Annotated in this window: 25 protein-coding genes; 4 read left to right on the top strand and 21 right to left on the bottom strand. The window is 53.6% G+C overall.

Going from position 1 to position 25150, the window contains the following annotated elements; all coding sequences use genetic code 11:
- Positions 1-187 precede the first annotated feature (187 nt).
- A complete protein-coding gene (mutS, locus tag OGY72_RS12505) occupies positions 188-2755 on the top strand; it encodes a DNA mismatch repair protein MutS (RefSeq protein WP_286547814.1) in 2568 nt (855 codons plus the stop codon).
- 92 nt (positions 2756-2847) lie between these two features.
- Here mutS and OGY72_RS12500 read toward each other — a convergent pair whose 3' ends face one another.
- The 3 genes from OGY72_RS12500 to OGY72_RS12490 are packed head-to-tail and all read right to left on the bottom strand — an operon-like array spanning position 2848 to position 5115.
- Positions 2848-3084, bottom strand: a complete 237-nt coding sequence (locus OGY72_RS12500) for a non-oxidative hydroxyarylic acid decarboxylases subunit D (protein WP_126956672.1) — start codon at positions 3082-3084, stop codon at positions 2848-2850.
- Between the two features lie 10 nt (positions 3085-3094).
- Positions 3095-4522, bottom strand: coding sequence for a non-oxidative hydroxyarylic acid decarboxylases subunit C (locus tag OGY72_RS12495; RefSeq protein WP_003825816.1), 1428 nt, complete (start codon positions 4520-4522; stop codon positions 3095-3097).
- Positions 4522-5115 (bottom strand): non-oxidative hydroxyarylic acid decarboxylases subunit B, encoded by a 594-nt coding sequence (locus OGY72_RS12490; protein ID WP_286547813.1) that lies wholly within the window; start codon positions 5113-5115, stop codon positions 4522-4524. The genes OGY72_RS12495 and OGY72_RS12490 overlap by 1 nt, the downstream gene beginning before the upstream one ends.
- Before the next feature lie 160 nt (positions 5116-5275).
- On the opposite strand from OGY72_RS12490, the gene OGY72_RS12485 reads away from it, so the two are divergent.
- Complete coding sequence (locus OGY72_RS12485) at positions 5276-5680, top strand: MarR family winged helix-turn-helix transcriptional regulator (RefSeq protein ID WP_003825812.1); 405 nt, start codon at positions 5276-5278, stop codon at positions 5678-5680.
- Positions 5681-5822: 142 nt separating this feature from the next.
- Here OGY72_RS12485 and rpoS read toward each other — a convergent pair whose 3' ends face one another.
- From rpoS to cysD, 12 genes are all read right to left on the bottom strand, one after another.
- Entirely contained in the window at positions 5823-6815 is a 993-nt protein-coding gene (gene rpoS / locus OGY72_RS12480) for an RNA polymerase sigma factor RpoS (RefSeq protein ID WP_000081498.1), read from the bottom strand.
- Between the two features lie 62 nt (positions 6816-6877).
- Positions 6878-7960, bottom strand: a complete 1083-nt coding sequence (nlpD, locus tag OGY72_RS12475; RefSeq protein WP_223240872.1) for a murein hydrolase activator NlpD — start codon at positions 7958-7960, stop codon at positions 6878-6880.
- Positions 7961-8144: 184 nt separating this feature from the next.
- Positions 8145-8771: a protein-L-isoaspartate(D-aspartate) O-methyltransferase gene (locus tag OGY72_RS12470; RefSeq protein WP_003034172.1), complete on the bottom strand. Its 627-nt coding sequence runs from the start codon at positions 8769-8771 to the stop codon at positions 8145-8147.
- Positions 8765-9526 (bottom strand): 5'/3'-nucleotidase SurE, encoded by a 762-nt coding sequence (surE, locus tag OGY72_RS12465; protein ID WP_003825728.1) that lies wholly within the window; start codon positions 9524-9526, stop codon positions 8765-8767. The genes OGY72_RS12470 and surE overlap by 7 nt, the downstream gene beginning before the upstream one ends.
- Positions 9507-10556 carry a tRNA pseudouridine(13) synthase TruD gene (gene truD / locus OGY72_RS12460; RefSeq protein ID WP_003825726.1) on the bottom strand — a complete coding sequence of 350 codons (1050 nt, stop codon included), beginning with the start codon at positions 10554-10556 and terminating at the stop codon, positions 9507-9509. The genes surE and truD overlap by 20 nt, the downstream gene beginning before the upstream one ends.
- Entirely contained in the window at positions 10553-11032 is a 480-nt protein-coding gene (gene ispF / locus OGY72_RS12455; protein WP_003034167.1) for a 2-C-methyl-D-erythritol 2,4-cyclodiphosphate synthase, read from the bottom strand. The genes truD and ispF overlap by 4 nt, the downstream gene beginning before the upstream one ends.
- Positions 11033-11087: 55 nt before the next feature.
- Positions 11088-11783 (bottom strand): 2-C-methyl-D-erythritol 4-phosphate cytidylyltransferase, encoded by a 696-nt coding sequence (ispD, locus tag OGY72_RS12450; RefSeq protein WP_003825722.1) that lies wholly within the window; start codon positions 11781-11783, stop codon positions 11088-11090.
- A gap of 18 nt (positions 11784-11801) precedes the next feature.
- Entirely contained in the window at positions 11802-12113 is a 312-nt protein-coding gene (gene ftsB / locus OGY72_RS12445) for a cell division protein FtsB (protein WP_003034163.1), read from the bottom strand.
- Positions 12114-12327: 214 nt separating this feature from the next.
- Positions 12328-12651 carry a DUF3561 family protein gene (locus OGY72_RS12440; protein WP_003825718.1) on the bottom strand — a complete coding sequence of 108 codons (324 nt, stop codon included), beginning with the start codon at positions 12649-12651 and terminating at the stop codon, positions 12328-12330.
- 47 nt (positions 12652-12698) lie between these two features.
- Positions 12699-13304 carry an adenylyl-sulfate kinase gene (cysC, locus tag OGY72_RS12435; RefSeq protein WP_003034157.1) on the bottom strand — a complete coding sequence of 202 codons (606 nt, stop codon included), beginning with the start codon at positions 13302-13304 and terminating at the stop codon, positions 12699-12701.
- On the bottom strand, positions 13304-14731 hold the full coding sequence (cysN, locus tag OGY72_RS12430) for a sulfate adenylyltransferase subunit CysN (protein ID WP_149384696.1): 1428 nt from the start codon (positions 14729-14731) through the stop codon (positions 13304-13306). Before cysN ends, cysC begins: the two co-directional genes overlap by 1 nt.
- Before the next feature lie 9 nt (positions 14732-14740).
- Complete coding sequence (cysD, locus tag OGY72_RS12425) at positions 14741-15649, bottom strand: sulfate adenylyltransferase subunit CysD (RefSeq protein WP_003034152.1); 909 nt, start codon at positions 15647-15649, stop codon at positions 14741-14743.
- A 254-nt stretch (positions 15650-15903) separates the two neighbouring features.
- On the opposite strand from cysD, the gene OGY72_RS12420 reads away from it, so the two are divergent.
- Positions 15904-16947 carry an aminopeptidase gene (locus OGY72_RS12420; RefSeq protein WP_286547812.1) on the top strand — a complete coding sequence of 348 codons (1044 nt, stop codon included), beginning with the start codon at positions 15904-15906 and terminating at the stop codon, positions 16945-16947.
- 45 nt (positions 16948-16992) lie between these two features.
- On the opposite strand, the gene cysH is transcribed toward OGY72_RS12420, so the two are convergent.
- The 3 genes from cysH to cysJ form a co-directional block, all read right to left on the bottom strand.
- Positions 16993-17727 carry a phosphoadenosine phosphosulfate reductase gene (gene cysH / locus OGY72_RS12415; protein WP_003825712.1) on the bottom strand — a complete coding sequence of 245 codons (735 nt, stop codon included), beginning with the start codon at positions 17725-17727 and terminating at the stop codon, positions 16993-16995.
- A gap of 101 nt (positions 17728-17828) precedes the next feature.
- Positions 17829-19541 (bottom strand): assimilatory sulfite reductase (NADPH) hemoprotein subunit, encoded by a 1713-nt coding sequence (gene cysI / locus OGY72_RS12410; protein WP_286547811.1) that lies wholly within the window; start codon positions 19539-19541, stop codon positions 17829-17831.
- Complete coding sequence (gene cysJ / locus OGY72_RS12405; RefSeq protein ID WP_286547810.1) at positions 19541-21340, bottom strand: NADPH-dependent assimilatory sulfite reductase flavoprotein subunit; 1800 nt, start codon at positions 21338-21340, stop codon at positions 19541-19543. Before cysJ ends, cysI begins: the two co-directional genes overlap by 1 nt.
- A 305-nt stretch (positions 21341-21645) precedes the next feature.
- On the opposite strand from cysJ, the gene queD reads away from it, so the two are divergent.
- Positions 21646-22008: a 6-carboxytetrahydropterin synthase QueD gene (queD, locus tag OGY72_RS12400; protein ID WP_003825707.1), complete on the top strand. Its 363-nt coding sequence runs from the start codon at positions 21646-21648 to the stop codon at positions 22006-22008.
- A gap of 91 nt (positions 22009-22099) precedes the next feature.
- On the opposite strand, the gene queE is transcribed toward queD, so the two are convergent.
- The 3 genes from queE to OGY72_RS12385 form a co-directional block, all read right to left on the bottom strand.
- On the bottom strand, positions 22100-22771 hold the full coding sequence (queE, locus tag OGY72_RS12395) for a 7-carboxy-7-deazaguanine synthase QueE (RefSeq protein WP_003034139.1): 672 nt from the start codon (positions 22769-22771) through the stop codon (positions 22100-22102).
- Between the two features lie 71 nt (positions 22772-22842).
- Entirely contained in the window at positions 22843-23532 is a 690-nt protein-coding gene (locus OGY72_RS12390; protein ID WP_126317481.1) for an N-acetylmannosamine-6-phosphate 2-epimerase, read from the bottom strand.
- Positions 23532-25088 (bottom strand): maltose/glucose-specific PTS transporter subunit IIC, encoded by a 1557-nt coding sequence (locus OGY72_RS12385; protein WP_286547809.1) that lies wholly within the window; start codon positions 25086-25088, stop codon positions 23532-23534. The genes OGY72_RS12390 and OGY72_RS12385 overlap by 1 nt, the downstream gene beginning before the upstream one ends.
- Between the last annotated feature and the right edge of the window lie 62 nt (positions 25089-25150).

Raw genomic sequence — 25150 nt, 5'->3', positions numbered from 1 at the left:
CAAAACCTACGGATGAATCTCAGTCGTTGTCGGTGATAAGATAGACCATTCAGGTCGAGCCAACGCTCTTCGTTACTGCCCATCAGGCGGCTTTCGAATGACAAATTTGTGGGTTTATGTGAGTTTCCAGGGGCTCACGTGAGACTGCCCAGGCCCCCAAAAAGATTAAAAAAAGAGCAAAAGCGATATGAAAGAGTCACTTGATACGGACTTCACGAACCACACCCCAATGATGCAGCAGTATCTCAAGCTGAAAGCCCAGCATCCGGAGATACTGTTGTTTTACCGCATGGGCGACTTTTACGAACTGTTTTATGACGATGCGAAACGTGCGTCTCAGTTGCTTGATATCTCCCTGACCAAACGCGGCGCGTCTGCGGGCGAGCCTATCCCGATGGCGGGCATTCCTCACCATGCGGTAGAAAACTACCTCGCTAAGCTGGTCAACCAGGGTGAGTCCGTTGCTATTTGTGAGCAGATTGGCGATCCGGCGACCAGCAAAGGTCCGGTTGAGCGCAAAGTAGTGCGTATCGTCACGCCAGGTACCATCAGTGATGAAGCGCTGTTGCAGGAACGCCAGGACAACCTGCTGGCCGCTATCTGGCAGGACAGTAAAGGTTACGGCTACGCCACGCTGGATATCAGCTCCGGGCGTTTTCGCGTCAGCGAACCTGCCGACCGCGAGACGATGGCTGCAGAATTGCAGCGCACCAATCCCGCTGAACTGCTGTATGCCGAAGATTTCGCTGAAACCTCACTGATTGAGGGACGTCGCGGATTACGTCGTCGTCCACTATGGGAATTTGAAATCGATACTGCTCGCCAGCAGCTAAACCTGCAGTTTGGCACGCGGGATCTGATTGGTTTTGGCGTGGAAAACGCCCCGCGTGGATTATGCGCGGCTGGCTGCCTGCTGCAATACGTAAAAGATACCCAGCGTACCTCGCTGCCGCATATTCGTTCCATCACCATGGAACGTCAGCAGGACAGCATCATTATGGATGCCGCCACGCGCCGCAATCTGGAAATTACCCAGAACCTGGCAGGCGGCTTTGAAAACACGCTGGCTTCGGTACTCGACTGCACCGTGACGCCGATGGGCAGTCGTATGCTCAAGCGCTGGCTGCATATGCCGGTCCGCGACACCAAAGTCCTCACTGAGCGCCAACAGACCATCGGCGCGCTACAGGATTCCACCAGTGAATTGCAACCCGTGCTGCGTCAGGTCGGCGATCTTGAACGTATCCTGGCGCGCCTGGCCCTGCGTACTGCGCGCCCGCGCGATCTGGCCCGTATGCGTCATGCCTTCCAGCAATTACCGGAACTGCGCGCGCAACTGGAAAGCGTAGACAGTGCCCCCGTACAGATGCTGCGCGAGAAAATGGGTGAGTTTGCTGACCTGCGTGAACTGCTGGAACGCGCCGTGGTGGAAGCTCCACCGGTGCTGGTTCGCGACGGTGGCGTCATCGCACCGGGCTATAACGAAGAACTGGACGAGTGGCGAGCGTTGGCTGATGGCGCAACTGACTATCTGGACAGACTGGAAATTCGTGAGCGCGAGCGCACCGGTCTGGATACGCTGAAGGTTGGATTTAACGCCGTTCACGGCTACTACATTCAGATCAGTCGCGGGCAAAGTCATCTGGCGCCGATTAACTATGTGCGTCGCCAGACGCTGAAAAACGCCGAACGCTACATTATTCCGGAGCTGAAAGAGTACGAAGACAAAGTTCTGACATCAAAAGGCAAAGCGCTGGCGCTGGAAAAACAGCTGTACGATGAGCTGTTCGACATGCTGCTGCCGCACCTGGCTGATTTGCAACAAAGCGCCAGCGCGCTGGCAGAACTGGACGTACTGGTCAACCTTGCGGAACGCGCTTATATCCTGAATTACACCTGCCCGACCTTCACCGACAAGCCTGGTATTCGTATTACCGAGGGACGTCATCCGGTGGTTGAACAGGTGCTGACCGAGCCGTTTATCGCCAACCCGCTTAACCTCTCGCCTCAGCGACGGATGCTGATCATCACCGGCCCGAATATGGGGGGTAAAAGTACCTATATGCGCCAGACTGCGTTAATTGCGCTGCTGGCCTACATCGGCAGCTACGTTCCGGCGCAGAAAGTGGAAATAGGCCCGATCGATCGGATCTTTACTCGCGTCGGTGCGGCGGATGATCTGGCCTCCGGTCGTTCTACCTTCATGGTAGAAATGACTGAAACCGCCAACATTCTGCATAATGCCACCGAGAACAGCCTGGTGCTGATGGATGAGATTGGACGCGGCACCTCCACCTACGACGGCCTGTCGCTGGCGTGGGCGTGCGCGGAAAACCTGGCCAATAAAATCAAAGCATTAACCTTGTTTGCCACCCACTATTTCGAACTGACTCAGTTACCGGAGAAAATGGAAGGCGTAGCAAATGTGCATCTGGATGCGTTAGAGCACGGCGATACCATCGCCTTCATGCACAGCGTACAGGATGGTGCGGCAAGCAAGAGCTATGGTCTGGCGGTAGCTGCCCTGGCAGGTGTACCAAAAGAGGTTATTAAACGCGCGCGGCAAAAACTGCGCGAACTGGAAAGCATCGCGCCGAATGTTGCTGCAACTCAGGTCGACGGCACACAGATGTCGCTCCTGTCAGCTCCGGAAGAAACGTCGCCCGCCGTTGAAGCCCTGGAAAACCTCGACCCGGATTCGCTAACGCCTCGTCAGGCGCTGGAGTGGATCTACCGGTTGAAGAGTCTGGTGTAACGCCGTAATGCCCGATAGTGATACGCTTATCGGGCCTGCAAAATATCGCTATATGTAGGCCGGGTAAGGCGAAGCCGCACCCGGCGTGTTGATTAGCGCTTATCTTCTGCCAGCAGCGGTGGAATACTCGGCACCATCGGTGCGTCATCAATATCCTTCTGCGTCATGCGAAACGCTTGCGGGTAGTGCTCGCGGCAGGTACGGCGTAGAGGCTCAGTATCACGCCAGGTGTATAGACAATGCTGGCACTGATATACCGTCCAGACATCTTTTACCGGCGAGTTTGCCATCACTTCAATATGTTCATCGGCACAACGTGGACAAATCATCTGCTACTCCTTATTTACGGTTGGCCAGCATGGCGGTCAGTTTTTCTGCCCAGGCTTTCGTTTCTGGTAAATCGCATACCGGCTGGCTGTAGTGCCCACGGTTATCCGGCGCAACCGGCGTAGTCGCATCAATAATTAACTTGTCGGTAATCCCCGCCGGACTGGAACCCGGATCAAGCTCCAGCACCGACATATTCGGCAATTGCACCAGATCGCCCGCCGGATTGACCTTCGAAGACAGCGCCCACATCACCTGCGGCAGGTTGAACGGATCAACATCCTCATCAACCATAATCACCATTTTCACGTAACCCAGGCCATGCGGCGTCGTCATTGCGCGCAGCCCCACCGCGCGGGCAAAGCCGCCGTAGCGTTTTTTGGTGGAGATAATCGCCAGCAAACCGTGGGTATACATGGCATTCACCGCCTGCACTTCCGGAAATTCGGCTTTCAGCTGTTGATAAAGCGGTACGCAGGTTGCCGGACCCATCAGGTAGTCAATCTCCGTCCACGGCATCCCCAAATATAACGATTCAAAAATCGGTTTGGTGCGATAAGAGACTTTATCGATACGCACGACCGTCATATTACGTCCACCGGAATAGTGCCCGGTAAACTCGCCAAACGGCCCTTCGATTTCACGCTTACGGCTTTCAATTACCCCTTCGAGGATCACTTCTGAACCCCATGGCACGTCAAAGCCGGTGAGCGGCGCGGTAGCGATCGGATACGGACTTTCACGTAGCGCTCCCGCCATTTCGTATTCCGACTGATCGTACTTCAGCGGCGTGGCCCCCATGAGAGTAATGATCGGATCGTTACCCAGCGTGATGGCAATCGGCAGATCTTCACCGCGCTCTTCGGCTTTATGCAGGTGCAGCGCGATATCATGCATCGGTACCGGCTGCAGGCCAAGCTTGCGTTTGCCCTTCACTTCCATACGATAAATGCCGACGTTCTGTTTGCCGAAGTTGTCCGGATCCAGCGGATCGCGCGACACCACGCAGGCTTTATCGAGATAGAAACCGCCGTCGCCATCGTTCAGGCGAAACAGCGGCAGAATATCAAACAGGTTGATCTCATCACCATCAACACAGTTTTCAGCCCATGCCGGGTTGGCGCGACGCTCCGGCGTAACCGGAAATTTATCCCAACGGCGGATAAACTCATCAATCTGTTTTTTCACCGGGGTATTTGGCGGCAGCCCTAAAGAGATAGCGTGATTCTGCCACGAGCCAATAGTGTTCATCGCCACACGGGCGTCGGTAAAACCACGAATATTGTCAAACCACAGCGCTGGCGCACCGTCGCCAATGCGCCCGGTTGCGTTGGCTGCCGCAGCCAGATCCGGCTCAGCGTTGACTTCTTCACTGATTTTCAGCAATTGTCCCTGGTCGTCCAGCGCCTGCAAAAAGCTGCGCAAATCATCAAATGCCATTATTCATTCTCCTGTGCAAAATTCTGTGCCTGCCGTAAACCCTGCCAGCGACGGGCGTTTGGATGCTCCAGATCAAACTGATCGAGCACACGCGCAACGATATGCTGAGTGATGTCATCGACCGTTTGCGGGTGGTTGTAATACGCAGGCATTGGCGGGACCATCGCCACGCCCATGCGGGAAAGTGCGAGCATGTTTTCCAGATGAATAGTGCTCAGCGGCATTTCACGCGGAACCAGAACCAGCTTGCGCCCTTCTTTCAGCACCACATCAGCAGCGCGACCCACCAGCCCTTCCGCGTAGCCTGCACGAATACCGGCCAGGGTTTTCATACTGCAGGGGATAATGATCATGCCGTCAGTGCGAAACGATCCAGAGGAGATGGTCGCCGCCTGATCCGCCGGGTTGTGGCAATAATCGGCCAACGCAGACACATCACGGACGCTGTGCGGCGTTTCCAGTTCAATAGTGGTTTTGGCCCACTTTGACAGCACCAGATGGGTTTCCACTTCGGGCATTTCCCGCAACGCCTGCAATAGCGACACGCCAAGCGGTGCGCCGGTTGCCCCGGTCATTCCGACAATTAATCTCATTTAGTTTCTCAATTTTTGTTCGTGTACGAACGTTTTGATTAAAATACTCTCACATAACATTTCGGGCAAGGCCATCGCGCACAGATCGCTAAAGCCGCAATTGTTAAAAAAAGATGCGTAACCCGCTATGATAGAGACTGACAGGAATTCCGGAGCGCTCATGCCGTTACGAAATAAAGCATTTCACCTTTTACGTCAGCTCTTCCAGCAGCATACGTCCCGCTGGCAACATGAATTACCGGACCTGACCAAACCACAGTATGCGGTAATGCGTGCCATTGCTGAACGTCCCGGCATTGAGCAGGTTGACCTGACCGAAGCCGCAGTCTGTACCAAGGCAACGCTTGCGGAAATGCTAAGCCGAATGGAAAAACGGGAGCTGGTCAGGCGTGAACATGACCCGGCAGATAAGCGTCGGCGGTTTGTTTATTTGACCGCACAAGGAGAAGAATTACTGGCCAGCGCAACTCCGTTAGGCGATAGCGTGGATGATGAGTTTCTGGGGCGATTATCTGATGAAGAACGTGAGCAGTTCACACGTCTGGTGCGTAAGATGATGAACTAATCTGCCGGATGGCGACATAAATGTCTTATCCGGCCTACAAAGTCCTGCTCCCCGTAGACCTGATAAACGCAGTGCCATCAGGCAACAAACATAGAAAAAGGCCAGTCTCAATGAGACTGGCCTTTCTTGATAGAACTTGTGCTTACTCGCGGAAAAGCGCTTCGATATTCAGTCCCTGAGTCTGCAGAATTTCACGCAGACGACGCAGACCTTCAACCTGAATCTGGCGAACACGTTCACGGGTGAGACCAATTTCACGGCCCACATCTTCCAGTGTCGCAGCTTCGTACCCCAGCAGACCAAAACGACGTGCCAGCACTTCACGCTGTTTGGCGTTCAGTTCGAACAGCCATTTGACGATGCTCTGTTTCATATCATCGTCTTGCGTGGTGTCTTCCGGGCCGTTTTCCTTTTCATCGGCCAGAATATCCAGCAACGCTTTTTCGGAATCGCCACCCAGCGGGGTGTCTACCGAGGTAATACGCTCGTTGAGTCGGAGCATACGGCTGACGTCATCAACCGGTTTATCCAGTTGTTCAGCAATCTCTTCTGCGCTCGGTTCGTGGTCCAGTTTATGCGACAACTCACGCGCGGTACGCAGATAGACGTTCAGCTCTTTTACAATGTGAATTGGCAGTCGGATCGTACGGGTTTGGTTCATAATCGCCCGTTCGATCGTCTGGCGGATCCACCAGGTTGCGTATGTTGAGAAGCGGAACCCGCGTTCCGGGTCAAACTTCTCGACTGCACGGATCAGTCCCAGATTGCCCTCTTCAATCAGGTCCAGCAATGCCAGACCACGATTGCCATAACGACGAGCAATTTTCACCACCAGACGCAGGTTACTTTCAATCATGCGACGGCGGGATGCGACATCCCCACGCAGTGCGCGACGCGCAAAATAAACTTCTTCTTCGGCTGTTAACAGTGGTGAATAACCAATCTCACCAAGGTAAAGCTGAGTCGCGTCCAACACACGCTGTGTGGCCCCCTGCGATAACAGCTCTTCTTCAGCCAGGTCGTTATCACTGGGTTCCTCTTCACTCAAGGCTTTTTCATCAAAAGCCTCTACTCCGTTCTCATCAAATTCCGCATCTTCATTTAAATCATGAACTTTCAGCGTATTCTGACTCATAAAGGTGGCTCCTACCCGTGATCCCTAACGGAACTAGCACGTGAAAGCCTGGTTCCGCCGAATTATCGCTGCGGTAAATAGCGCAGCGGGTTTACGGATTTCCCCTTGTAACGAATTTCAAAATGCAAGCGTGTTGAACTGGTTCCGGTGCTACCCATGGTAGCTATTTTCTGCCCCGCCTTGATTTCTTGTTGTTCCCGGACCAGCATTGTATCGTTATGGGCGTAGGCACTCAGGTAATCATCGTTGTGTTTGATGATAATAAGATTACCGTAACCACGCAGCGCATTACCGGCATAGACGACGCGTCCATCTGCAGTCGCGACAATAGCCTGTCCTTTGCTGCCTGCGATGTCGATCCCTTTATTGCCACCTTCGGTAGCCGCAAAGTTTTCGATCACTTTGCCGTCAGTCGGCCAGCGCCAGGTAGAGATTGGCGAGCTGGTTGACGTTGAGCTTGCAGTTGATTCGGTTGCGCTAACTGCTGGAGCCGTTACAGGCGCTGTGACAACGGTCCCAGCAGGCTTGTTGTTCGGCAACATTTTGTTAGCACTTTGTTCACCTGAATCCTCAGAATACGTAATTGTTGGTTTCGAAGCAACAGCAACGGTGGAATTTTGTGCAGGGTTGGTCACAACTCCTTGCTGTGCTGCATCCGCCTGGGTAATAGCATTACCACCAGTAATCGGTGTACCCGACGCGTTGCCCACTTGCAGAGTTTGACCGACATTCAGGCCATACGGGGCCGGAACGTTATTGCGTTGTGCGAGATCACGGAAATCGTTCCCGGTAATCCAGGCAATATAGAAAAGGGTATCGCCTTTCTTAACAGTATAGGTACTGCCGCCCGTATAGCTACCTTTCGGAATGTTCCCATACTTACGGTTGTACACAATACGACCGTTTTCCATCTGCACAGGCTGTTCCGCGACAGGCTGGATCTGTGTTGACTGTGTGGTCGGACGCTGCACCGGCTGGATCTGTGGCGTTTGCTGTACTGTCGACGTCGAGCCCATTTTTGGTGGAGGCGTAATCAGCATGCCGGAATTGGTGTTCGTTGATGCACTGCCACCAACCGAGTTGACCGGCGCTGGTGGATTCGAGGTATTTGAACAACCTGCCAGCCATAATGAAACCAGTGACAATGCCGCAATGCGGCGAACGGTAAATTTGTGGCTTCCCGCGCTCATTTATCCCCCAGGAAAATTTGGTTAAAACCAGTGACGTAATCACCGTGCAAGGCATCGGACTGGGCACTGGAAACGTGACCACGATACGCTTACTAATTCCAGAATATCCAGGAAAACTCCAGGTATTCAGAGCCTGTATCTACGCAAGCTCCCCTTTTACTAAGGGAACGAAACGTACGGCCTCCACGGTATCGATAATAAATTCGCCTCCCCGACGACGCACCCGTTTCAGAAACTGGTGCTCGTCGCCCACGGGTAAGACGAGAATACCGCCTTCATCCAACTGCATCATCAATGCGGTTGGGATCTCAGGCGGCGCTGCCGTAACAATGATAGCGTCAAACGGGGCTCGCGCTTGCCAGCCCTGCCATCCATCACCATGACGGGTAGAAACATTATGTAAATCAAGCTGTTTAAGTCGACGACGCGCCTGCCACTGCAAACCTTTAATGCGCTCAACAGAGCATACATGGTGCACCAGGTGTGCCAGAATCGCCGTTTGGTAACCAGAGCCGGTACCAATTTCCAGCACCCGGGACTGCGGCGTTAACTCAAGCAGCTCAGTCATCCGCGCAACCATATAGGGCTGCGAAATCGTCTGCCCCTGACCAATCGGCAGAGCAATATTGTCCCAGGCCTTATGTTCAAACGCCTCATCAATGAATTTTTCACGCGGCACGGCGGCAAGTGCATCGAGAACAAGCTCATCTCTGATGCCCTGCGCACGTAATTGTTCAAGAAGAGTGTGTACGCGTCTGCTTACCATTGCGTGTCGGCTCCCACGCTGTCTAACCAGTCAGAAACAACTTCATGCGCGCCGTAGGCGGTTAAATCGACATGCAGCGGCGTAATGGAAACATAGCCTTCATCGACGGCGGCAAAATCTGTATCCGGTCCGGCGTCGCACTTTTCGCCCGGCGGCCCGATCCAGTACAGCGTATTACCGCGCGGGTCCTGCTGTGGGATCACCTGATCCGCAGGATGGCGGCTACCGCAGCGGGTGACGCGGATACCTTTAATCTGATCCAGCGGTAAATCCGGCACGTTGATATTCAAAATTCGCCCGGTGCGCAGCGGTTCACGACTCAGCGCCCGTAAGATACGGCAGGTTACTGCGGCAGCAGTATCGTAGTGTTTATGCCCATCAAGTGAGACCGCCAACGCAGGAAAGCCCAGGTGACGACCTTCCATCGCCGCCGCAACGGTACCGGAATAGATAACATCATCGCCCAGATTAGGACCTGCGTTAATACCAGACACGACAATGTCCGGACGCGGACGCATTAATGCGTTCACGCCCAGATAGACGCAATCGGTAGGTGTACCCATTTGTACGGCGATATCACCGTTATCATAGGTGAACGTGCGAAGTGAGGATTCCAGCGTCAGCGAGTTAGACGCGCCACTGCGGTTACGATCCGGGGCAACCACCTGTACGTCAGCAAACTCACGCAGCGCTTTCGCCAGCGTTTGTATACCGGGTGCGTGGACCCCATCATCGTTACTCAGCAATATACGCATAATCACCCATTGTGTTAATAAGTTCCCTTACAACACTGGTGGCGAAGCTACCTGCCGGTAGCCAGAAACGTAACTCAACGGTTACGTCATCCCACCAGTTCCAGCTTAATTGTTGTGGATACAGCAACATAGCACGACGCGATGCGTCGACTTTCTCGCGCAATAACAGCGACTGCAGCGCGGTTTCATCAGCAATAGCGGCTTCTTCAAACGCCAGCGCGTCGCGCTGAGTTCCCCACTCACCGCTGCCCGGTAATGCCGCTGTAATCATCAATTCTTTATCATCGACGCGACGCTGTAATTCGGTTTGTTCTTCCTGCGTGGCGACAAACCAACTTCCGCGTCCCGACAATTGTAGCGCATCGCCGTCAACAACTTGATTAAAGTCTGTTTTTTTCAAGCGTTCACTGACTATCTGATTAAACAACGCGCTACGGGCCGCCGACAACCAAAAACTGCGCTTATTGCGATCGCGCACCGGCGCATCGCTTTGCGCCCAACGCAGCGCCCCTTGCAGGTTGCTGCCGCCAATACCAAAACGCTGAGCGCCAAAATAGTTCGGTACGCCGCGCTCGCTAATCGCCTGCAAACGCGCTTCAACGTCCTCTCGCTGGCTCACTTCACGCAGCACCAGCGTAAATTCGTTACCTTTCAACGCCCCTAAACGCAGCTTACGCTTGTGGCGCGCGTACTCCAGCACTTTACAGCCTTCGAGTTCAAATTTGCTTAAATCAGGCATTGCATTGCCCGGCACGCGCGCGCACAGCCACTGTTCCGTGACTGCATGCTTGTCTTTCTGGCCAGCAAAGCTCACTTCACGGGCGTGAATTTTCAGGAACTTCGCCAGCGCGTCAGCCACAAAACGGGTATTACAGCCGTTTTTCAGGATACGCACCAAAATGTGCTCGCCTTCGCCATCCGGTTCGAAGCCTAAATCTTCGACGACGACAAAGTCTTCCGGATTCGCTTTCAGAACGCCATGGCCTTGTGGTTTGCCATGGAGATACGTCAGATCTTCAAACGCAGTCATTTCGTTGCCTTAATGAGTAACGCCACCGCTTCACAGGCAATCCCTTCCCCACGCCCGGTAAAACCGAGTTTTTCCGTGGTGGTCGCTTTCACGTTAACATCATCCATATGGCAGCCGAGATCTTCGGCAATAAACACGCGCATTTGCGGAATGTGCGGCAGCATCTTCGGCGCCTGAGCAATAATCGTCACATCCACATTACCAAGCGTATAGCCTTTGGCCTGAATACGCCGCCAGGCTTCACGCAATAATTCACGACTATCTGCACCTTTAAAGGCCGGGTCGGTGTCCGGGAAGAGTTTACCGATATCCCCCAGCGCAGCCGCGCCCAGCAGAGCATCGGTTAACGCGTGTAACGCCACGTCGCCATCAGAATGCGCCAGCAATCCTTTTTCATACGGGATGCGCACACCACCAATGATAATTGGGCCAACTCCGCCAAAAGCGTGTACGTCGAAACCGTGTCCAATTCGCATTATGCCTTCTCCTGATATACACAACATCCTCCAGGCAGCCTGAAGAATGATGTATCTAGATAGTTCGGGTCAGATAAAATTCCGCCAGCGCCAGGTCTTCCGGGCGGGTGACTTTGATGTTGTCAGCGCGTCCTTCGACCAGCAGCGGATGAAAACCGCAATATTCCAGCGCCGAGGCTTCGTCCGTAATGGTTGCGCCTTCGTTTAGCGCACGGGTCAGACAGTCATGCAACAGCTCGCGAGGGAAAAACTGCGGCGTCAACGCATGCCATAAATCGGTGCGATCGACTGTATGTGCGATGTCTGTTCGGCCCGGCTCCGCGCGTTTCATCGTGTCGCGCACCGGCGCAGCAAGGATCCCGCCGATGCGGCTGGTTTCACTTATTGCCAGCAAACGAGATAAATCTTCCTGATGCAGGCACGGACGCGCGGCATCATGCACCAGTACCCAACTGGCCTCACCTGCGGCTTGCAAACCGGCCAGGACAGAATCGGCACGCTCGTTGCCACCATCCACCACGGTAATTTGCGGGTGCGCTGCGAGTGGAAGTTGGGCAAAGCGGCTGTCGCCTGGGCTAATAGCGATGACGACTCGCGTCACCCGGGGATGAGCCAGCAGCGCATCAACCGAGTGTTCGAGAATGGTTTTATTGCCAATAGAGAGGTACTGCTTAGGACACTCTGTTTGCATTCGGCGGCCAAACCCGGCAGCCGGCACCACGGCGCAAACGTCCATTAAAGTGGCTGCCATGTTAAATCCCTGGACGGTTTATCGATTGTTTTGCCCTGCAGTCTGAGCGCGTTTAGACGCGTCAGGCACCAGACGATAAAAGGTTTCGCCTGGCTTAGTCATACTGAGTTCGTTACGCGCGCGCTCTTCGATAGCCTCTTGCCCGCCATTGAGATCGTCAATTTCGGCAAAAAGCTGATCGTTACGCGCTTTCAGTTTCGCGTTTGTAGCTTGCTGCGCCGCAACATCATCGTTGACGCGACTATAGTCATGTATGCCGTTCTTACCGAACCACAGCGAATACTGTAGCCAGACTAATAAAGCCAGCAACAGCAACGTAAGTTTACCCATCCTGCCCCCTGAAAAACGGCATCAACATCCCATAAACTCCGCTGACAACTTTACATCAACGGACGGGAATGCCGCGACAACGCGGGCAAATGTACCACATTTGCTCGTTGTTACGTATACCCCGTGTAAGGAGAACATAATCTCATTGTTGGTTACGGTTTGAATTATGGCCAGACAGTGAACAACAGCGGCGATCGCGTGAAAGGACGTATGCCTAACCCAGTAGCCACAGAAACAGTGCGCCAAACATTGCGCCAACCACCAGCAGGGTACAGGCAATACTCAGCAGCAATCTCCCCTTCAATAGCGAATGCAGGGCAATACCCGCGACAATCGCCACGGGCAACAACGCGAGGAAAAAGGGCCAGGTATAGAGGAAGAAAAACAGTGTGTTAGGGCCATACATCAGACACGGGAATCCCAGCGCCAGCAACCACGCGATAAAACCGACCACGGCTCCTGGGAGTGACCAGGTAGTTTCGTCGTCGGCAGCGAAGGTATCTGACTCTGTAATAGTAATGTTATGGCTGTTACGCATATCTAATCCTGTGACTGTGACTGACCGGGCATGCAAGCTCGGGTGTCTCAGGATCTGATAATATCTTCCTGCCTCAGCAGGTCTAATAATTGAGGAACCAAATTTGTTACCAATTGTTCACCATCAAGATGAATCTCTGGCGATTCAGGCGCTTCGTAAACCGAGTCAATTCCGGTGAAATTACGCAATTCCCCCGCTCGCGCTTTTTTATACAGCCCTTTTGGATCGCGTGCTTCACACGTTGCTAATGGCGTATCGACAAAAACCTCAATAAAACGCCCTTCGCCCACGCGCTCGCGAACCATTTTTCGCTCGGCGCGATGTGGAGAGATAAACGCAGTCAACACCACCAGGCCGGCGTCTACCATTAGATTAGCCACTTCACCAACCCGACGAATATTCTCCTTGCGATCGGCATCGCTAAACCCAAGATCGCTGCACAGACCGTGACGCACGTTATCGCCATCCAGCAGATAGGTGCTCACCCCTAGCTTATGCAGCGCCTCTTCCAGCGCTCCTGCTACCGTGGATTTACCAGAACCTGACAGCCCGGTAAACCACAGCACAACACCACGATGACCGTGGCGTTGTTCCCGCTGTTGCGGTGTAACAGGATGGGCATGCCAGACGACGTTTTCGTCATGCAGCGCCATTATTTTCCTCCCAGCAGATCGCGCGCACCCCAGTGTGGGAAGTGGCGACGCACCAGTGCATTAAGCTCCAGCTCAAACGCGCTGAACTGAGAAGCTGTGGCAAGCTCCTGGACAATTGGTTCACGCACCAGCCCCGCACCAACGGTAACGTTAGTCAGGCGATCAATGATAATCAGCCCGCCCGTAACCGGATTCTGCTGATAGGTATCCAGCACCAGCGGCTCATCAAAAGTCAGATTAACCAGACCGATACCATTCAGTGGCAGCGCTTCAACGTCACGTTGGGTCAGGTTGTTTATATCGACCTGATACTGCACGCTATCTACGCGTGCGCGGGTCTTCTTGCCTGCGACTTTTATGTCGTAACTCTGCCCGGGCGACAACGGTTGTTCCGCCATCCACACCACATCAACAGCTGCGCTTTGTACTGTCGGCAGCGTTTCACTGGCATCAAGCAGCAGGTCGCCCCGGCTGATATCGATCTCATCTTTCAGCACCAGGGTGATCGCTTCACCCGCATGCGCTTCCTGTAAATCGCCATCAAAGGTTACGATCCGCGCCACGCTCGACTCCACGCCGGACGGCAGCACTTTGACGCGCTGTCCGACCTTGACGCTACCGGAGGCCAGCGTTCCGGCATAACCACGGAAATCCAGATTCGGTCGGTTCACATACTGCACCGGGAAGCGCATCGGCTGAGTATCAACAATGCGCTGGATCTCAACGGTTTCCAGCACTTCCAGCAGCGTCGGACCGCTGTACCACGGCATACTGGCGCTTTGCGAAGCAACGTTATCGCCTTCCAGCGCAGAGAGCGGCACAAACCGGATATCCAGGTTGCCCGGCAGTTGTTCAGCAAAAGTAAGATAGTCTTCGCGAATGCGGTTAAATGTCTCTTCGCTAAAGTCCACCAGATCCATTTTGTTGATCGCCACCACCAGGTGTTTGATCCCAAGCAGCGTGGAGATAAAGCTATGACGACGAGTCTGATCCAGCACGCCTTTACGCGCATCGATCAATAGGATCGCCAGATCGCAGGTCGACGCACCGGTCGCCATATTACGGGTGTACTGCTCATGTCCGGGAGTGTCCGCAATAATAAATTTACGCTTCTCGGTAGAGAAATAACGGTACGCCACGTCGATGGTGATGCCCTGCTCGCGCTCGGCCTGCAAGCCGTCAACCAATAACGCCAGATCGAGCTTTTCGCCCTGAGTGCCGTGACGTTTACTGTCATTGTGCAGCGATGAAAGCTGGTCTTCATAAATCTGACGCGTATCGTGCAGCAGACGGCCAATCAGGGTACTTTTCCCGTCATCCACGCTACCGCAGGTTAAAAAACGCAGCAGACTTTTGTGTTGCTGGGCAACCATCCAGGCTTCAACGCCGCCTTCATTAGCAATTTGTTGTGCAAGTGTCGTGTTCATGGCGGCTCCTTAGAAATACCCCTGACGTTTCTTCAGCTCCATGGAGCCCGCCTGGTCGCGGTCAATCACGCGGCCCTGACGTTCACTGGTGGTTGAGACCAGCATCTCTTCGATAATTTCCGGCAGCGTCTGCGCATTCGACTCCACCGCGCCTGTCAGCGGCCAGCAGCCGAGCGTACGGAAACGCACCATGCGTTTTTTAATCACTTCCCCGGGCTGCAGATCGATTCTGTCGTCATCAATCATCATCAGCATGCCGTCGCGTTCCAGCACCGGACGCTCCGCCGCCAGATATAGCGGCACGATGTCGATATTTTCCAGCCAGATGTATTGCCAGATATCCTGTTCAGTCCAGTTAGAGAGCGGGAAGACGCGAATGCTTTCGCCTTTGTTAATCTGCCCGTTGTAGTTATGCCACAGCTCCGGGCGCTGGTTTTTCGGGTCCCAGCGATGAAAACGATCGCGGAAAGAGTAAATGCGCTCTTTGGCACGTGATTTCTCTTCGTCACGACGAGCACCACCAAACGCGGCATCGAAACCGTATTTATTCAGCGCCTGCTTCAGCCCTTCGGTTTTCATAATGTCGGTATGCTTGGCGCTGCCGTGAACGAACGGGTTGATGCCCATCGCCACCCCTTCCGGGTTTTTATGCACCAGCAGTTCACAGCCGTAGGCTTTCGCCGTGCGGTCACGAAACTCGTACATTTCGCTGAATTTCCAGCCGGTATCAACGTGCAGCAATGGGAACGGCAGCGTGCCCGGATAAAACGCTTTACGCGCCAGATGCAGCATTACGCTGGAATCTTTGCCGATGGAATACATCATCACCGGATTAGAAAACTCGGCGGCCACCTCACGAATGATATGGATGCTCTCCGCTTCCAGTTGCCGCAGGTGGGTAAGTCGTTTTTGATCCATAACCGTTCCTATGTAATGCCGTTATTTTGCTAACGATGCTCAGATAACCTGACTATAGGGAGGGCAAGAGGGCGAATGAAATTACGAATTGGAATGAGTAGTTCCTCAAAGGAATAACGATCCGGAAAAGCAAATATCAAAAAGTGCTTAAGCTACCGGAATTCGGGCATTTAGGAGCAAATGAAATTGTTTTACCTCGATCACGGTTTCATACTAGCGGCTAAAAATTTCTGCTTGGTATTTAAGGACTCATCATGTTTCTCGCATCGCGCCACCTTCTTGCAGCCATGGCGCTCGGCGCGTGCTTCATCCTTCCCGCACAGGCAACATCTTCGAAGCCCGGAAATATCGCAAATACCCAGGCTCGATATATCGCAACGTTTTTCCCTGGCCGCGTGACGGGATCTCCGGCTGAAATGTTATCTGCTGATTATATACGTCAACAATTTCAACAGATGGGCTATAGCAGCGATATTCGGACGTTTAATAGCCGTTATGTTTATACCGCCAAAGATAACCGTAAAAACTGGCATAACGTAACGGGAAGCACCGTTATTGCAGCACATGAAGGTAAAGCGCCGCAGCAGATTATTATTATGGCGCACCTCGACACCTACGCCGCACAAAGCGACGCCGATTCCGATGCCAATCTGGGTGGATTAACTCTGCAAGGTATCGATGACAACGCCGCAGGTGTTGGCGTAATGCTGGAACTGGCAGAAAAACTCAAAAACGTGCCGACACAATACGGTATTCGATTTATCGCCACCAGCGGCGAGGAAGAAGGCAAACTGGGCGCGGAGAACATCCTGAAGCGAATGAGCGCCGCCGAGAAGAAAAACACGCTGCTGGTTATCAACCTCGATAATCTGATCGTCGGCGATAAGCTCTATTTCAATAGCGGTAAGAAAACCCCGGAAGCGGTACGAAAACTGACGCGCGACCGGGCACTAGCTATCGCGCACAGCCGCGGTATCGTTGCCAGCACCAATCCAGGTCTGAACAAAGACTATCCGAAAGGCACTGGATGTTGTAACGATGCAGAGGTCTTCGACAACGCGGGGATTGCCGTTCTCTCCGTTGAAGCGACCAACTGGAACCTGGGCAAGAAAGATGGCTATCAGCAGCGCGCCAAAAGCGCCTCATTCCCGGCAGGCAACAGCTGGCACGATGTGCGACTGGATAACCAGCAGCATATCGATAAAGCGTTACCGGGCCGGATAGAGCACCGTAGCCGCGACGTGGTACGCATTATGCTGCCACTGGTAAAAGAACTGGCAAAAGCGGGTAAATCCTGAAGAAGGGATCCGGTAGGATGTAAATCTTACCGGCCCCCTTTCCTGTTATCCTTCGTGCAGTCCGCACTCACGCTTCAATCCGAAGAAACGCGTCTCTTCTTCCGCCATACCCGGCTCCCATTTGCGGGTGGTGTGGGTATCGCCTACCGACAGATAGCCCTGATCCCACAACGGATGGTATTTCAAACCGTGTTTTTGCAGATACTGGTAAACCGTACGGTTATCCCAGTCGATGATCGGCAGAACTTTAAACACACCGCGCTGGATAGCCAGCACCGGCAAATGCGCACGACTGCCCGATTGCTCTCGACGCAGACCGGCAAACCAGGTTTGCGCGTTCAGTTCCTGCAGCGCCCGGTTCATCGGCTCGACTTTGTTGATGTCATTGTATTTTTCAATACCTTCAACGCCCTGCTCCCACAGTTTGCCGTAGCGCGCTTCCTGCCAGGCCGCACTTTCCTTCGCCCGGTAGACTTGCAGATTAAGCTTAAGCTTGTCCGTTAACTCATCAATAAACTGATAGGTTTCCGGGAACAGGTAGCCAGTATCGGTGAGGATCACCGGGATATCCGGGCGAATCTGATTTACCAGATGCAGGCTCACTGCCGCCTGGATACCAAAACTTGATGACAGTACATATTCACCAGGCAGGTTTTCCAGCGCCCACGCTACGCGATCCTCGGCGCTCAATTTTTCCAGCTGGGCGTTGGTTTCGGCCAGCGCTAATACGCGATCCACTTTTGGCAGTTCGTTTAGCTTGTTTAGATCGAGTTGGGACATAAGTTCCTCACTGTATGCCTTGCCTGATGGCGCTTCGCTTATCAGGCCTACGCAGGCTGTAGGCCGGATAAGGCATTTATGCCGCCATCCGGCAATTCAGGTTATTCCCAGAAATCACGCGCCGGATCGAGCACCGGGCGAATGATGCCCGCACGCACCGTAAAGTCGCCGAAGCCTTCACCCGCTTCGCGCTCTTTCGCCCAGCGCCCAACCAGTTCGTCGACGGATGCCAGAATTTCCGTTTCCGTAATATTCTCGCGATACATACGCGGAATGCGCGTTCCCATACGGTTACCGCCCAGATGCACGTTGTAGCGGCCCGGCGCTTTCCCCACCAGCCCCAGCTCGGCCAGCATCGCACGGCCACAGCCGTTCGGGCAGCCGGTCACGCGCATCACGATGTGCTCTTCAGGAATGCCGTGTTTTTCCAGAATCGATTCCACTTTGTCAGTGAATGACGGCAGGAAACGTTCGGCTTCCGCCATCGCCAGCGGACAGGTCGGGAACGAGACGCAGGCCATCGAGTTTTCACGCTGCGGAGTAACCGCGTTCATTAAGCCACTCTTCTGCGCAATCTTTTCGATCTTCGCCTTTTCACTCTCAGGAACACCGGCAATGATCAGATTCTGGTTCGCGGTAATGCGGAACTCACCTTTGTGGATCTTCGCGATCTCAAGCAGACCGGTTTTCAGCGGTCGGCCCGGATAATCGAGGATACGGCCGTTTTCAATAAACAACGTCAGGTGCCATTTATTGTCGATCCCTTTCACCCAGCCGATACGATCGCCGCGACCGGTAAACTCGTACGGGCGGATCGGCTCAAATTTGATCCCCGCGCGGCGCTCAACTTCAGCTTTAAAGGTCTCAACGCCTACGCGTTCCAGCGTGTATTTGGTTTTCGCGTTTTTACGATCGGTACGGTTACCCCAGTCACGCTGCGTGGTCACCACCGCCTCAGCCACGGCCAGCGTATGCTCAAGCGGCAGATAACCAAACTCGCTTGCCGTACGGGCATAGGTTTTCTTATTGCCGTGCTCAATCGACAAACCACCGCCCACCAGCAGATTAAAGCCCACCAGCTTGCCGTTTTCCGCAATCGCCACGAAGTTCATGTCGTTGGCGTGCAGATCGATGTCGTTCTGCGGTGGGATCACGACCGTGGTTTTAAACTTACGCGGCAGATAGGTTTGACCGAGGATCGGCTCTTCGTCGGTGGTCGCGACTTTTTCCTGATCCAGCCAGATCTCTGCATAGGCGCGGGTTCGCGGCAGCAGATGTTCGGAGATCTTTTTCGCCCACTCGTAGGCTTCCGCGTGCAGCTCAGATTCATACGGGTTGGAGGTGCACAGCACGTTACGGTTCATGTCGTTGGCGGTCGCCAAAGCGTCAAGCCCGACGGAATGCAGCATCTGGTGTACCGGCTTAACGTTCTTCTTCAGAATGCCGTGAAACTGGAAGGTCTGACGGTTGGTCAGACGAATGCTGCCGTAAATGGTGTTGTCATGGGCGAACTTATCGATCGCCTGCCACTGCTTGGTGGTGATCACCCCCCCCGGCAGACGACAGCGCAGCAGCATCGCATGACGCGGCTCCAGCTTTTGCTCGGCACGTTCGGCGCGGATATCACGGTCGTCCTGCTGGTACATACCGTGAAAACGGATCAGCAGGAAGTTGTCGCCTTTAAACCCGCCGGTCAGGCCGTCGTTTAAATCTTCGGCAATGGTACCGCGCAGATAGTTGCTTTCCAGCTTCATACGCTCAGCGTCGGACAGTTTGCCTTCGACCACCAATGGTCCTGGATATTTTTCGCTCATTAGTAGACATCTCGCTGATAACGGCGCTCAATGCGCAGCTCACTTAAAAATTCATCCGCCGCTTCGATATCCATACCACCGAATTCGGCAATCACTTCCAACAACGCCTGCTCAACGTCTTTCGCCATGCGATTGGCGTCGCCGCAGACATAAATGTGCGCACCGTCGTTAATCCAGCGCCACAGTTCCGCGCCCTGTTGGCGCAGTTTATCTTGTACGTAGACTTTTTCTTTTTGATCGCGGGACCAGGCGAGATCGATACGGCTCAGTACGCCCTCTTTGACGTAACGCTGCCATTCCACCTGATACAGGAAATCTTCGGTAAAGTGTGGGTTACCAAAAAACAGCCAGTTTTTGCCTTCGGCTCCGTCAGCCGCACGTTGCTGCATGAATGCACGGAACGGCGCAATCCCCGTACCCGGTCCAATCATAATTACCGGCGTCTGCGGGTTCGCCGGCAGACGGAAGTTGTCGTTGTGTTCAATGAACACGCGAACTTCACCTTCTTCTTCCACGCGGTCGGCAAGGAAACTGGAAGCACCACCAGCACGGGCGCGACCTTCTATCTCATAACGCACCACACCCACGGTAACGTGCACTTCGCTTTCCACTTCCGCCTGGGAAGAAGCAATGGAGTACAAACGCGGCGTCAGCGGACGCAGAAGATCAACTAACGCCTGAGCATCCAGTTGCGCCGGAGAGAAGCGCACCATATCGACGATGGGCGTGGTTGCGGCGTAATGCTGCAACTGTGCTTTGTCACCCACTAACGGCAGCAAAGTTTCGCTGCGGGTTAAGGTGGCATAGTTTTCTACGATATTGCCGGTGTTAACCGTCAGCTCGAAATGCCACTGCAACGCTTCAGCAAGCGACAGGGTTTTGCCTTCAACCGTGACCGGCTCATCACCTTTCAGCCACAGCAGTTCAACCAGTTCTTTAACCAGAGCCGGGTCATTCTGATACCAGACGCCCAGCGCATCGCCCGGTTGATAAAGCAGGCCGGAATCGCCTAAATCAATCTCAATATGGCGCACGTCTTTTTCAGAGTCGCGGCCGGTAATTTTCTGATTCACCGCAAGCGACGCCGTCAGCGGCGCTTCTTTGGTGTATGGGCTGGTGTGTACTTCATTTACTGCACCGCTCGCGGCAACTTGCACAGACGGTGCCGCAGGCGCACGCGCTTTCAGGACATCAACGAGGCGAGCACGCCACTGCGCAGCGGCGGCCTGGTATTCGACGTCGGCATCTACACGATCGAGCAGACGTTCACCGCCCAGCTCAGCCAATTTGGTATCGAAGTCTTTTCCTGCCTGGCAGAAAAACTCATAAGAGGTGTCGCCAAGACCAAACACGGCAAAAGCAGTGTTATCAAGCTTTGGCGCTTTTTTCGAGAACAGGAATTTATGCAACGCCACGGCGTCTTCCGCCGGCTCACCTTCCCCTTGCGTTGACGCCACCACGATCAGCAGTTTTTCATTGGCGATTTGTTTGAATTTATAGTCGCCAGCGTTGATGAGAGTGACGTTGAGCTTCGCGGCGATCAGATCATCGCGCAGGGCTTCCGCCACACGGCGCGCATTACCGGTTTGTGAGGCGGAGATAAGCGTAATGCCTGGCATTTCAGCGACAGGCGCAGGCGCCACCGCGTTGCTGCCAGGCTGCTGATTCAGCACGCCCCAAAAATAGCCAGAAACCCACGCAAGCTGTGCGGGAGTGAAATCGGTCGTGGCCGCCTGAAGGCGTGCCAGTTGCTCCGGGTTTAGCGGTAGCAAAGCAGAAGGTGGGGCCTGTGTCGTCATGCGTTGTCATGTTCCAGTAAGCAAAGCGGATTTCAGCAATAAAACCCAAACTGAAGATAAGGTTAACGGCGGGGATAGTAACAACTAAAGAAGGGATGGAAATAACAAATAACCAAATGGACTAACCTGTTTTAGTTATAGTTATTAACTGCAAAACAGATTATATAAGCATTTGATATATAAAAAATTACCAAATATTAACGTCATGAATGAATCGTTCTGATACTCAGCACCCTTTTAAATAATGATAAAATTTCCTCTTTACGGTACCCTACCGCGGTTTTTCGCATTCTTGAGAGTAAATAATGTCCACCACCTTGTTTAAAGATTTCACCTTCGAAGCCGCTCACCACCTGCCGCATGTACCGGAAGGGCATAAGTGTGGCCGCCTGCATGGTCACTCATTTATGGTGCGTCTTGAAATTACCGGTGAAGTCGATCCGCATACCGGTTGGATCATGGATTTTGCTGAGTTAAAAGCCGCGTTTAAGCCGACTTACGACAGACTCGATCACTACTATTTGAACGATATTCCTGGCTTAGAAAATCCAACCAGCGAAGTGCTGGCCAAATGGATTTGGGATCAGGTTAAACCTGTGGTCCCTCTGCTGAGTGCTGTAATGGTGAAAGAGACCTGCACAGCGGGCTGCGTTTATCGCGGCGAGTGATTGTAGGCTTGCCGGATGGCAACGCATCTTCTCCGGCCTGCATTGAGCAATAAACTATGGCCGGGTAAGCGAAACGCCCCCGGCACAGTTATCAGGCAATATTCAGATACTTATGGGTTTGCATCGACAGACGCCAGTTTCGCGCAATACAGGTATCAATGCACAAACGCGTCGCATCCTCTTTCTGGCTGATTGGCTGTAAGGCGATGATTCGCGGTTTATCGTCACTCAACGTCGCCAGCAGTTCATCCAGCGCTTCAATATCGCGGACACGGCCAACCGGATGCTTGATTTCATTCGCGCGCTCCAGTGCCTGTGACAGCACATCATAGCCACCGCGCATATTCACCTTCGGCGATACGGTCACCCAGGTATTCGGCGTACAGCGTACTTCGTGCGTGCCGCTGGTCTCAATCTGGCAGCTAAAGCCGTTCTTTTCCAGCAGGTCAGTCAGCGGCATCAGGTCATGAATGCAGGGCTCACCACCAGTGATCACCACGTGACGGGCGGTATAGCCCTGACGCGAAATGACCGCCAGCAGATCTTCGCTGCTCGCAGCGCCCCATTTATCGCTTTCTTTGGTCTTGGCCAGGATGCTGTACAGGGAGACTTCCCGATCCTCAAGCTTATCCCAGGTGTGTTTGGTATCGCACCAGGCACAGCCAACCGGGCATCCCTGTAAACGAATAAAAATGGCGGGGACGCCGGTAAAGTAACCCTCACCTTGCAGGGTCTGGAACATCTCGTTAATCGGGTACTGCATAGCGCTCTCAATATGGGGATAAACGATAATTATCGCAGATCCCCGCCAAAGTATCATGCCCCATCGATGCTTTACGAGGCGATCGCCGCGACAAAGCGTGCCGTTATCTGCTGCGGGCGCGTGATAGCTCCACCAACCACCACGGTATGAGCGCCTAATGCCAGGCATCGTGCAGCACGTTCAGGGGTATCAACGTTCCCTTCCGCCACAACCGGGACGCTGACCGCAGCCAACACATCACGTAAAAAACCGCAGTCGTTTTCCGCCAGCACATGCCCGGCAGTGTCAGCGGTATAACCGTAGAGCGTGGTGCCCACACAGTCAAAACCCAGGCGCTCGGCGGTCGCCGCTTCGTCTACGGTGGCAATATCCGCCATCAGCAGTACGGACGGATAGCGAGCGCGGATTTGCGTGACCAGTTCTTCCAGCGATTGCCCACCGGGGCGCGGGCGCGCTGTCGCATCCAGAGCAATAATTTCCGGCTCAACGGTCATCAGTTCATCGACTTCCTGTAAAGTGGCCGTGATAAACACATCGCTACCCGGATAATCACGCTTGATAATCCCAATCACCGGCAGGGAGACGCTCTCTTTGATCGCGCGAATGTCCACCACGCTGTTCGCACGAATACCTACCGCACCACCCTGCGCTGCCGCCAGCGCCATACGTGACATAATAAATGGGCTATGCAGGGGCTCATTTTCCAGCGCCTGACAGGAGACAATTAATTTACCTTTCAGGGAATCCAGTACAGTTTTCATTACGATAAGATCTCTTCGACTTCGTTTTTAATGATGGTGACATGCGGGCCATAAATCACCTGAACCCCGTTGCCGCGAATAATTACGCCACGGGCTCCGGTCGCTTTCAGCGCCGCTTCATCGACCTTGCTGCTCTCTTTCACCGTCACGCGCAGGCGTGTGGCGCAACAATCCACCTCTTCCAGATTCTCTTTGCCTCCCAGCCCGGCGATCACTGCCGCGGCTCGCTCACTCTGCGGCAGGCCGGATTCAGTCGGCGCTGCGTTTTCACGACCTGGTGTCAACCAGTTAAAGCGGTTAATCAAATAGCGGAAGGTGAAGTAGTAAAGGAAGAACCACGGGATCCCCACCATGGGGACGTACATCCAGTTGGTTTTAGCTTCCCCCTGTAGCACGCCGAAAAGGAGGAAATCGATAAGCCCACCCGAAAAGGTTTGCCCGATGGTGATATGTAAAATATGCGCCATCATAAACGCCAGACCATCGAAGAAGGCGTGAATGACGTATAACACGGGTGCGACAAACAGGAAGGAGAACTCGATAGGCTCAGTTATACCTGTCAGGAAAGAGGTCAGGGCTGCTGATAACAGCAGACCAGCGACAAGTTTTCTGTTCTCAGGCCTGGCGGTGTGGTACATCGCCAGACATGCGCCAAGCAGGCCAAACATCATGGTGATGAAGCGCCCGGACATAAAGCGCGAGGTGCCCGCATAGAACTGCTGCGTATTCGGATCGGCAAGTTGCGCGAAGAAAATACGCTGAGTACCGTCAACTAACTGGCCGTTGACGATTTCACTTCCGCCAAGCGCTGTCGTCCAGAACGGCAAATAAAAGATATGGTGTAAACCCAGTGGGCCAAGCATACGCAGGATGAAGCCATACAACAGCGTCCCCAGATAGCCTGTCGCATCCACCAGACCACCCAGTCCAAAAATGAGTTTCTGGAAATGCGGCCAAACCACCGTCATGACCGCACCCACGACAATCGCGGCAAGGGAGCTAATAATCGGTACAAAGCGCGAACCGCTGAAGAAACCAAGGAACTGAGGTAATGAGACTTTATTGAAACGGCTATGCAGCGCGCAGGTGACAAGCCCAATCACCACCCCACCGAACACACCCGTTTCCAGTGTCTGAATACCCAGCGTCATCCCCTGGCCTACGGCACCGGGATTCTCGTGCGCCAGCGTTCCGTTGAGCGTCAATAAAGCGTTGATGGTGGCGTTCATCACCAGAAATGCCAGCAATGCCGCAAGCCCGGCGGTGCCTTTATCCGTTTTCGCCAGTCCTACTGCGACACCTACCGCAAAAAGCACCGACAGGTTGGCAAACACAATAGAACCTGCGCTGGTCATGATCGTGAAAATTGCCTGTAACCAGTCAACGTCCAAAAATGGATAAGCAGTCAATGTGTTTGGATTCGACAGCGCGCCGCCAATCCCTAACAACAGCCCCGCAGCAGGCAGTACCGCAATCGGCAGCATGAACGATTTGCCGAACCGCTGTGCCTTTTCGAACCATGCGCCCGATGAAGCGCCGCTAAACATTTGCATCATTTTTTCATCTCTCCGATTAATGATGAAAATTTTTATCATATTTAATATATGTAATGAAAATT

This window comes from Citrobacter sp. Cpo221, assembly GCF_030332345.1.
Taxonomy (GTDB): domain Bacteria; phylum Pseudomonadota; class Gammaproteobacteria; order Enterobacterales; family Enterobacteriaceae; genus Citrobacter; species Citrobacter portucalensis.
Note: the sequence above shows the minus strand (reverse complement) of the source record. Positions and strands in the feature narration are given on the sequence as shown.

Excerpts from the sequence above, each read along its gene's own strand:
- mutS (WP_286547814.1), top strand. The coding sequence starts at position 188 with ATGAAAGAGTCACTTGATACGGACTTCACGAACCACACCCCAATGATG.
- OGY72_RS12500 (WP_126956672.1), bottom strand. The coding sequence starts at position 3,084 with ATGATTTGTCCACGTTGTGCCGATGAACATATTGAAGTGATGGCAAAC.
- OGY72_RS12495 (WP_003825816.1), bottom strand. The coding sequence starts at position 4,522 with ATGGCATTTGATGATTTGCGCAGCTTTTTGCAGGCGCTGGACGACCAG.
- OGY72_RS12490 (WP_286547813.1), bottom strand. The coding sequence starts at position 5,115 with ATGAGATTAATTGTCGGAATGACCGGGGCAACCGGCGCACCGCTTGGC.
- OGY72_RS12485 (WP_003825812.1), top strand. The coding sequence starts at position 5,276 with ATGCCGTTACGAAATAAAGCATTTCACCTTTTACGTCAGCTCTTCCAG.
- rpoS (WP_000081498.1), bottom strand. The coding sequence starts at position 6,815 with ATGAGTCAGAATACGCTGAAAGTTCATGATTTAAATGAAGATGCGGAA.
- OGY72_RS12470 (WP_003034172.1), bottom strand. The coding sequence starts at position 8,771 with ATGGTAAGCAGACGCGTACACACTCTTCTTGAACAATTACGTGCGCAG.
- surE (WP_003825728.1), bottom strand. The coding sequence starts at position 9,526 with ATGCGTATATTGCTGAGTAACGATGATGGGGTCCACGCACCCGGTATA.
- truD (WP_003825726.1), bottom strand. The coding sequence starts at position 10,556 with ATGACTGCGTTTGAAGATCTGACGTATCTCCATGGCAAACCACAAGGC.
- ispF (WP_003034167.1), bottom strand. The coding sequence starts at position 11,032 with ATGCGAATTGGACACGGTTTCGACGTACACGCTTTTGGCGGAGTTGGC.
- ispD (WP_003825722.1), bottom strand. The coding sequence starts at position 11,783 with ATGGCAGCCACTTTAATGGACGTTTGCGCCGTGGTGCCGGCTGCCGGG.
- ftsB (WP_003034163.1), bottom strand. The coding sequence starts at position 12,113 with ATGGGTAAACTTACGTTGCTGTTGCTGGCTTTATTAGTCTGGCTACAG.
- OGY72_RS12440 (WP_003825718.1), bottom strand. The coding sequence starts at position 12,651 with ATGCGTAACAGCCATAACATTACTATTACAGAGTCAGATACCTTCGCT.
- cysC (WP_003034157.1), bottom strand. The coding sequence starts at position 13,304 with ATGGCGCTGCATGACGAAAACGTCGTCTGGCATGCCCATCCTGTTACA.
- cysN (WP_149384696.1), bottom strand. The coding sequence starts at position 14,731 with ATGAACACGACACTTGCACAACAAATTGCTAATGAAGGCGGCGTTGAA.
- cysD (WP_003034152.1), bottom strand. The coding sequence starts at position 15,649 with ATGGATCAAAAACGACTTACCCACCTGCGGCAACTGGAAGCGGAGAGC.
- OGY72_RS12420 (WP_286547812.1), top strand. The coding sequence starts at position 15,904 with ATGTTTCTCGCATCGCGCCACCTTCTTGCAGCCATGGCGCTCGGCGCG.
- cysH (WP_003825712.1), bottom strand. The coding sequence starts at position 17,727 with ATGTCCCAACTCGATCTAAACAAGCTAAACGAACTGCCAAAAGTGGAT.
- cysI (WP_286547811.1), bottom strand. The coding sequence starts at position 19,541 with ATGAGCGAAAAATATCCAGGACCATTGGTGGTCGAAGGCAAACTGTCC.
- cysJ (WP_286547810.1), bottom strand. The coding sequence starts at position 21,340 with ATGACGACACAGGCCCCACCTTCTGCTTTGCTACCGCTAAACCCGGAG.
- queD (WP_003825707.1), top strand. The coding sequence starts at position 21,646 with ATGTCCACCACCTTGTTTAAAGATTTCACCTTCGAAGCCGCTCACCAC.
- queE (WP_003034139.1), bottom strand. The coding sequence starts at position 22,771 with ATGCAGTACCCGATTAACGAGATGTTCCAGACCCTGCAAGGTGAGGGT.
- OGY72_RS12390 (WP_126317481.1), bottom strand. The coding sequence starts at position 23,532 with ATGAAAACTGTACTGGATTCCCTGAAAGGTAAATTAATTGTCTCCTGT.
- OGY72_RS12385 (WP_286547809.1), bottom strand. The coding sequence starts at position 25,088 with ATGATGCAAATGTTTAGCGGCGCTTCATCGGGCGCATGGTTCGAAAAG.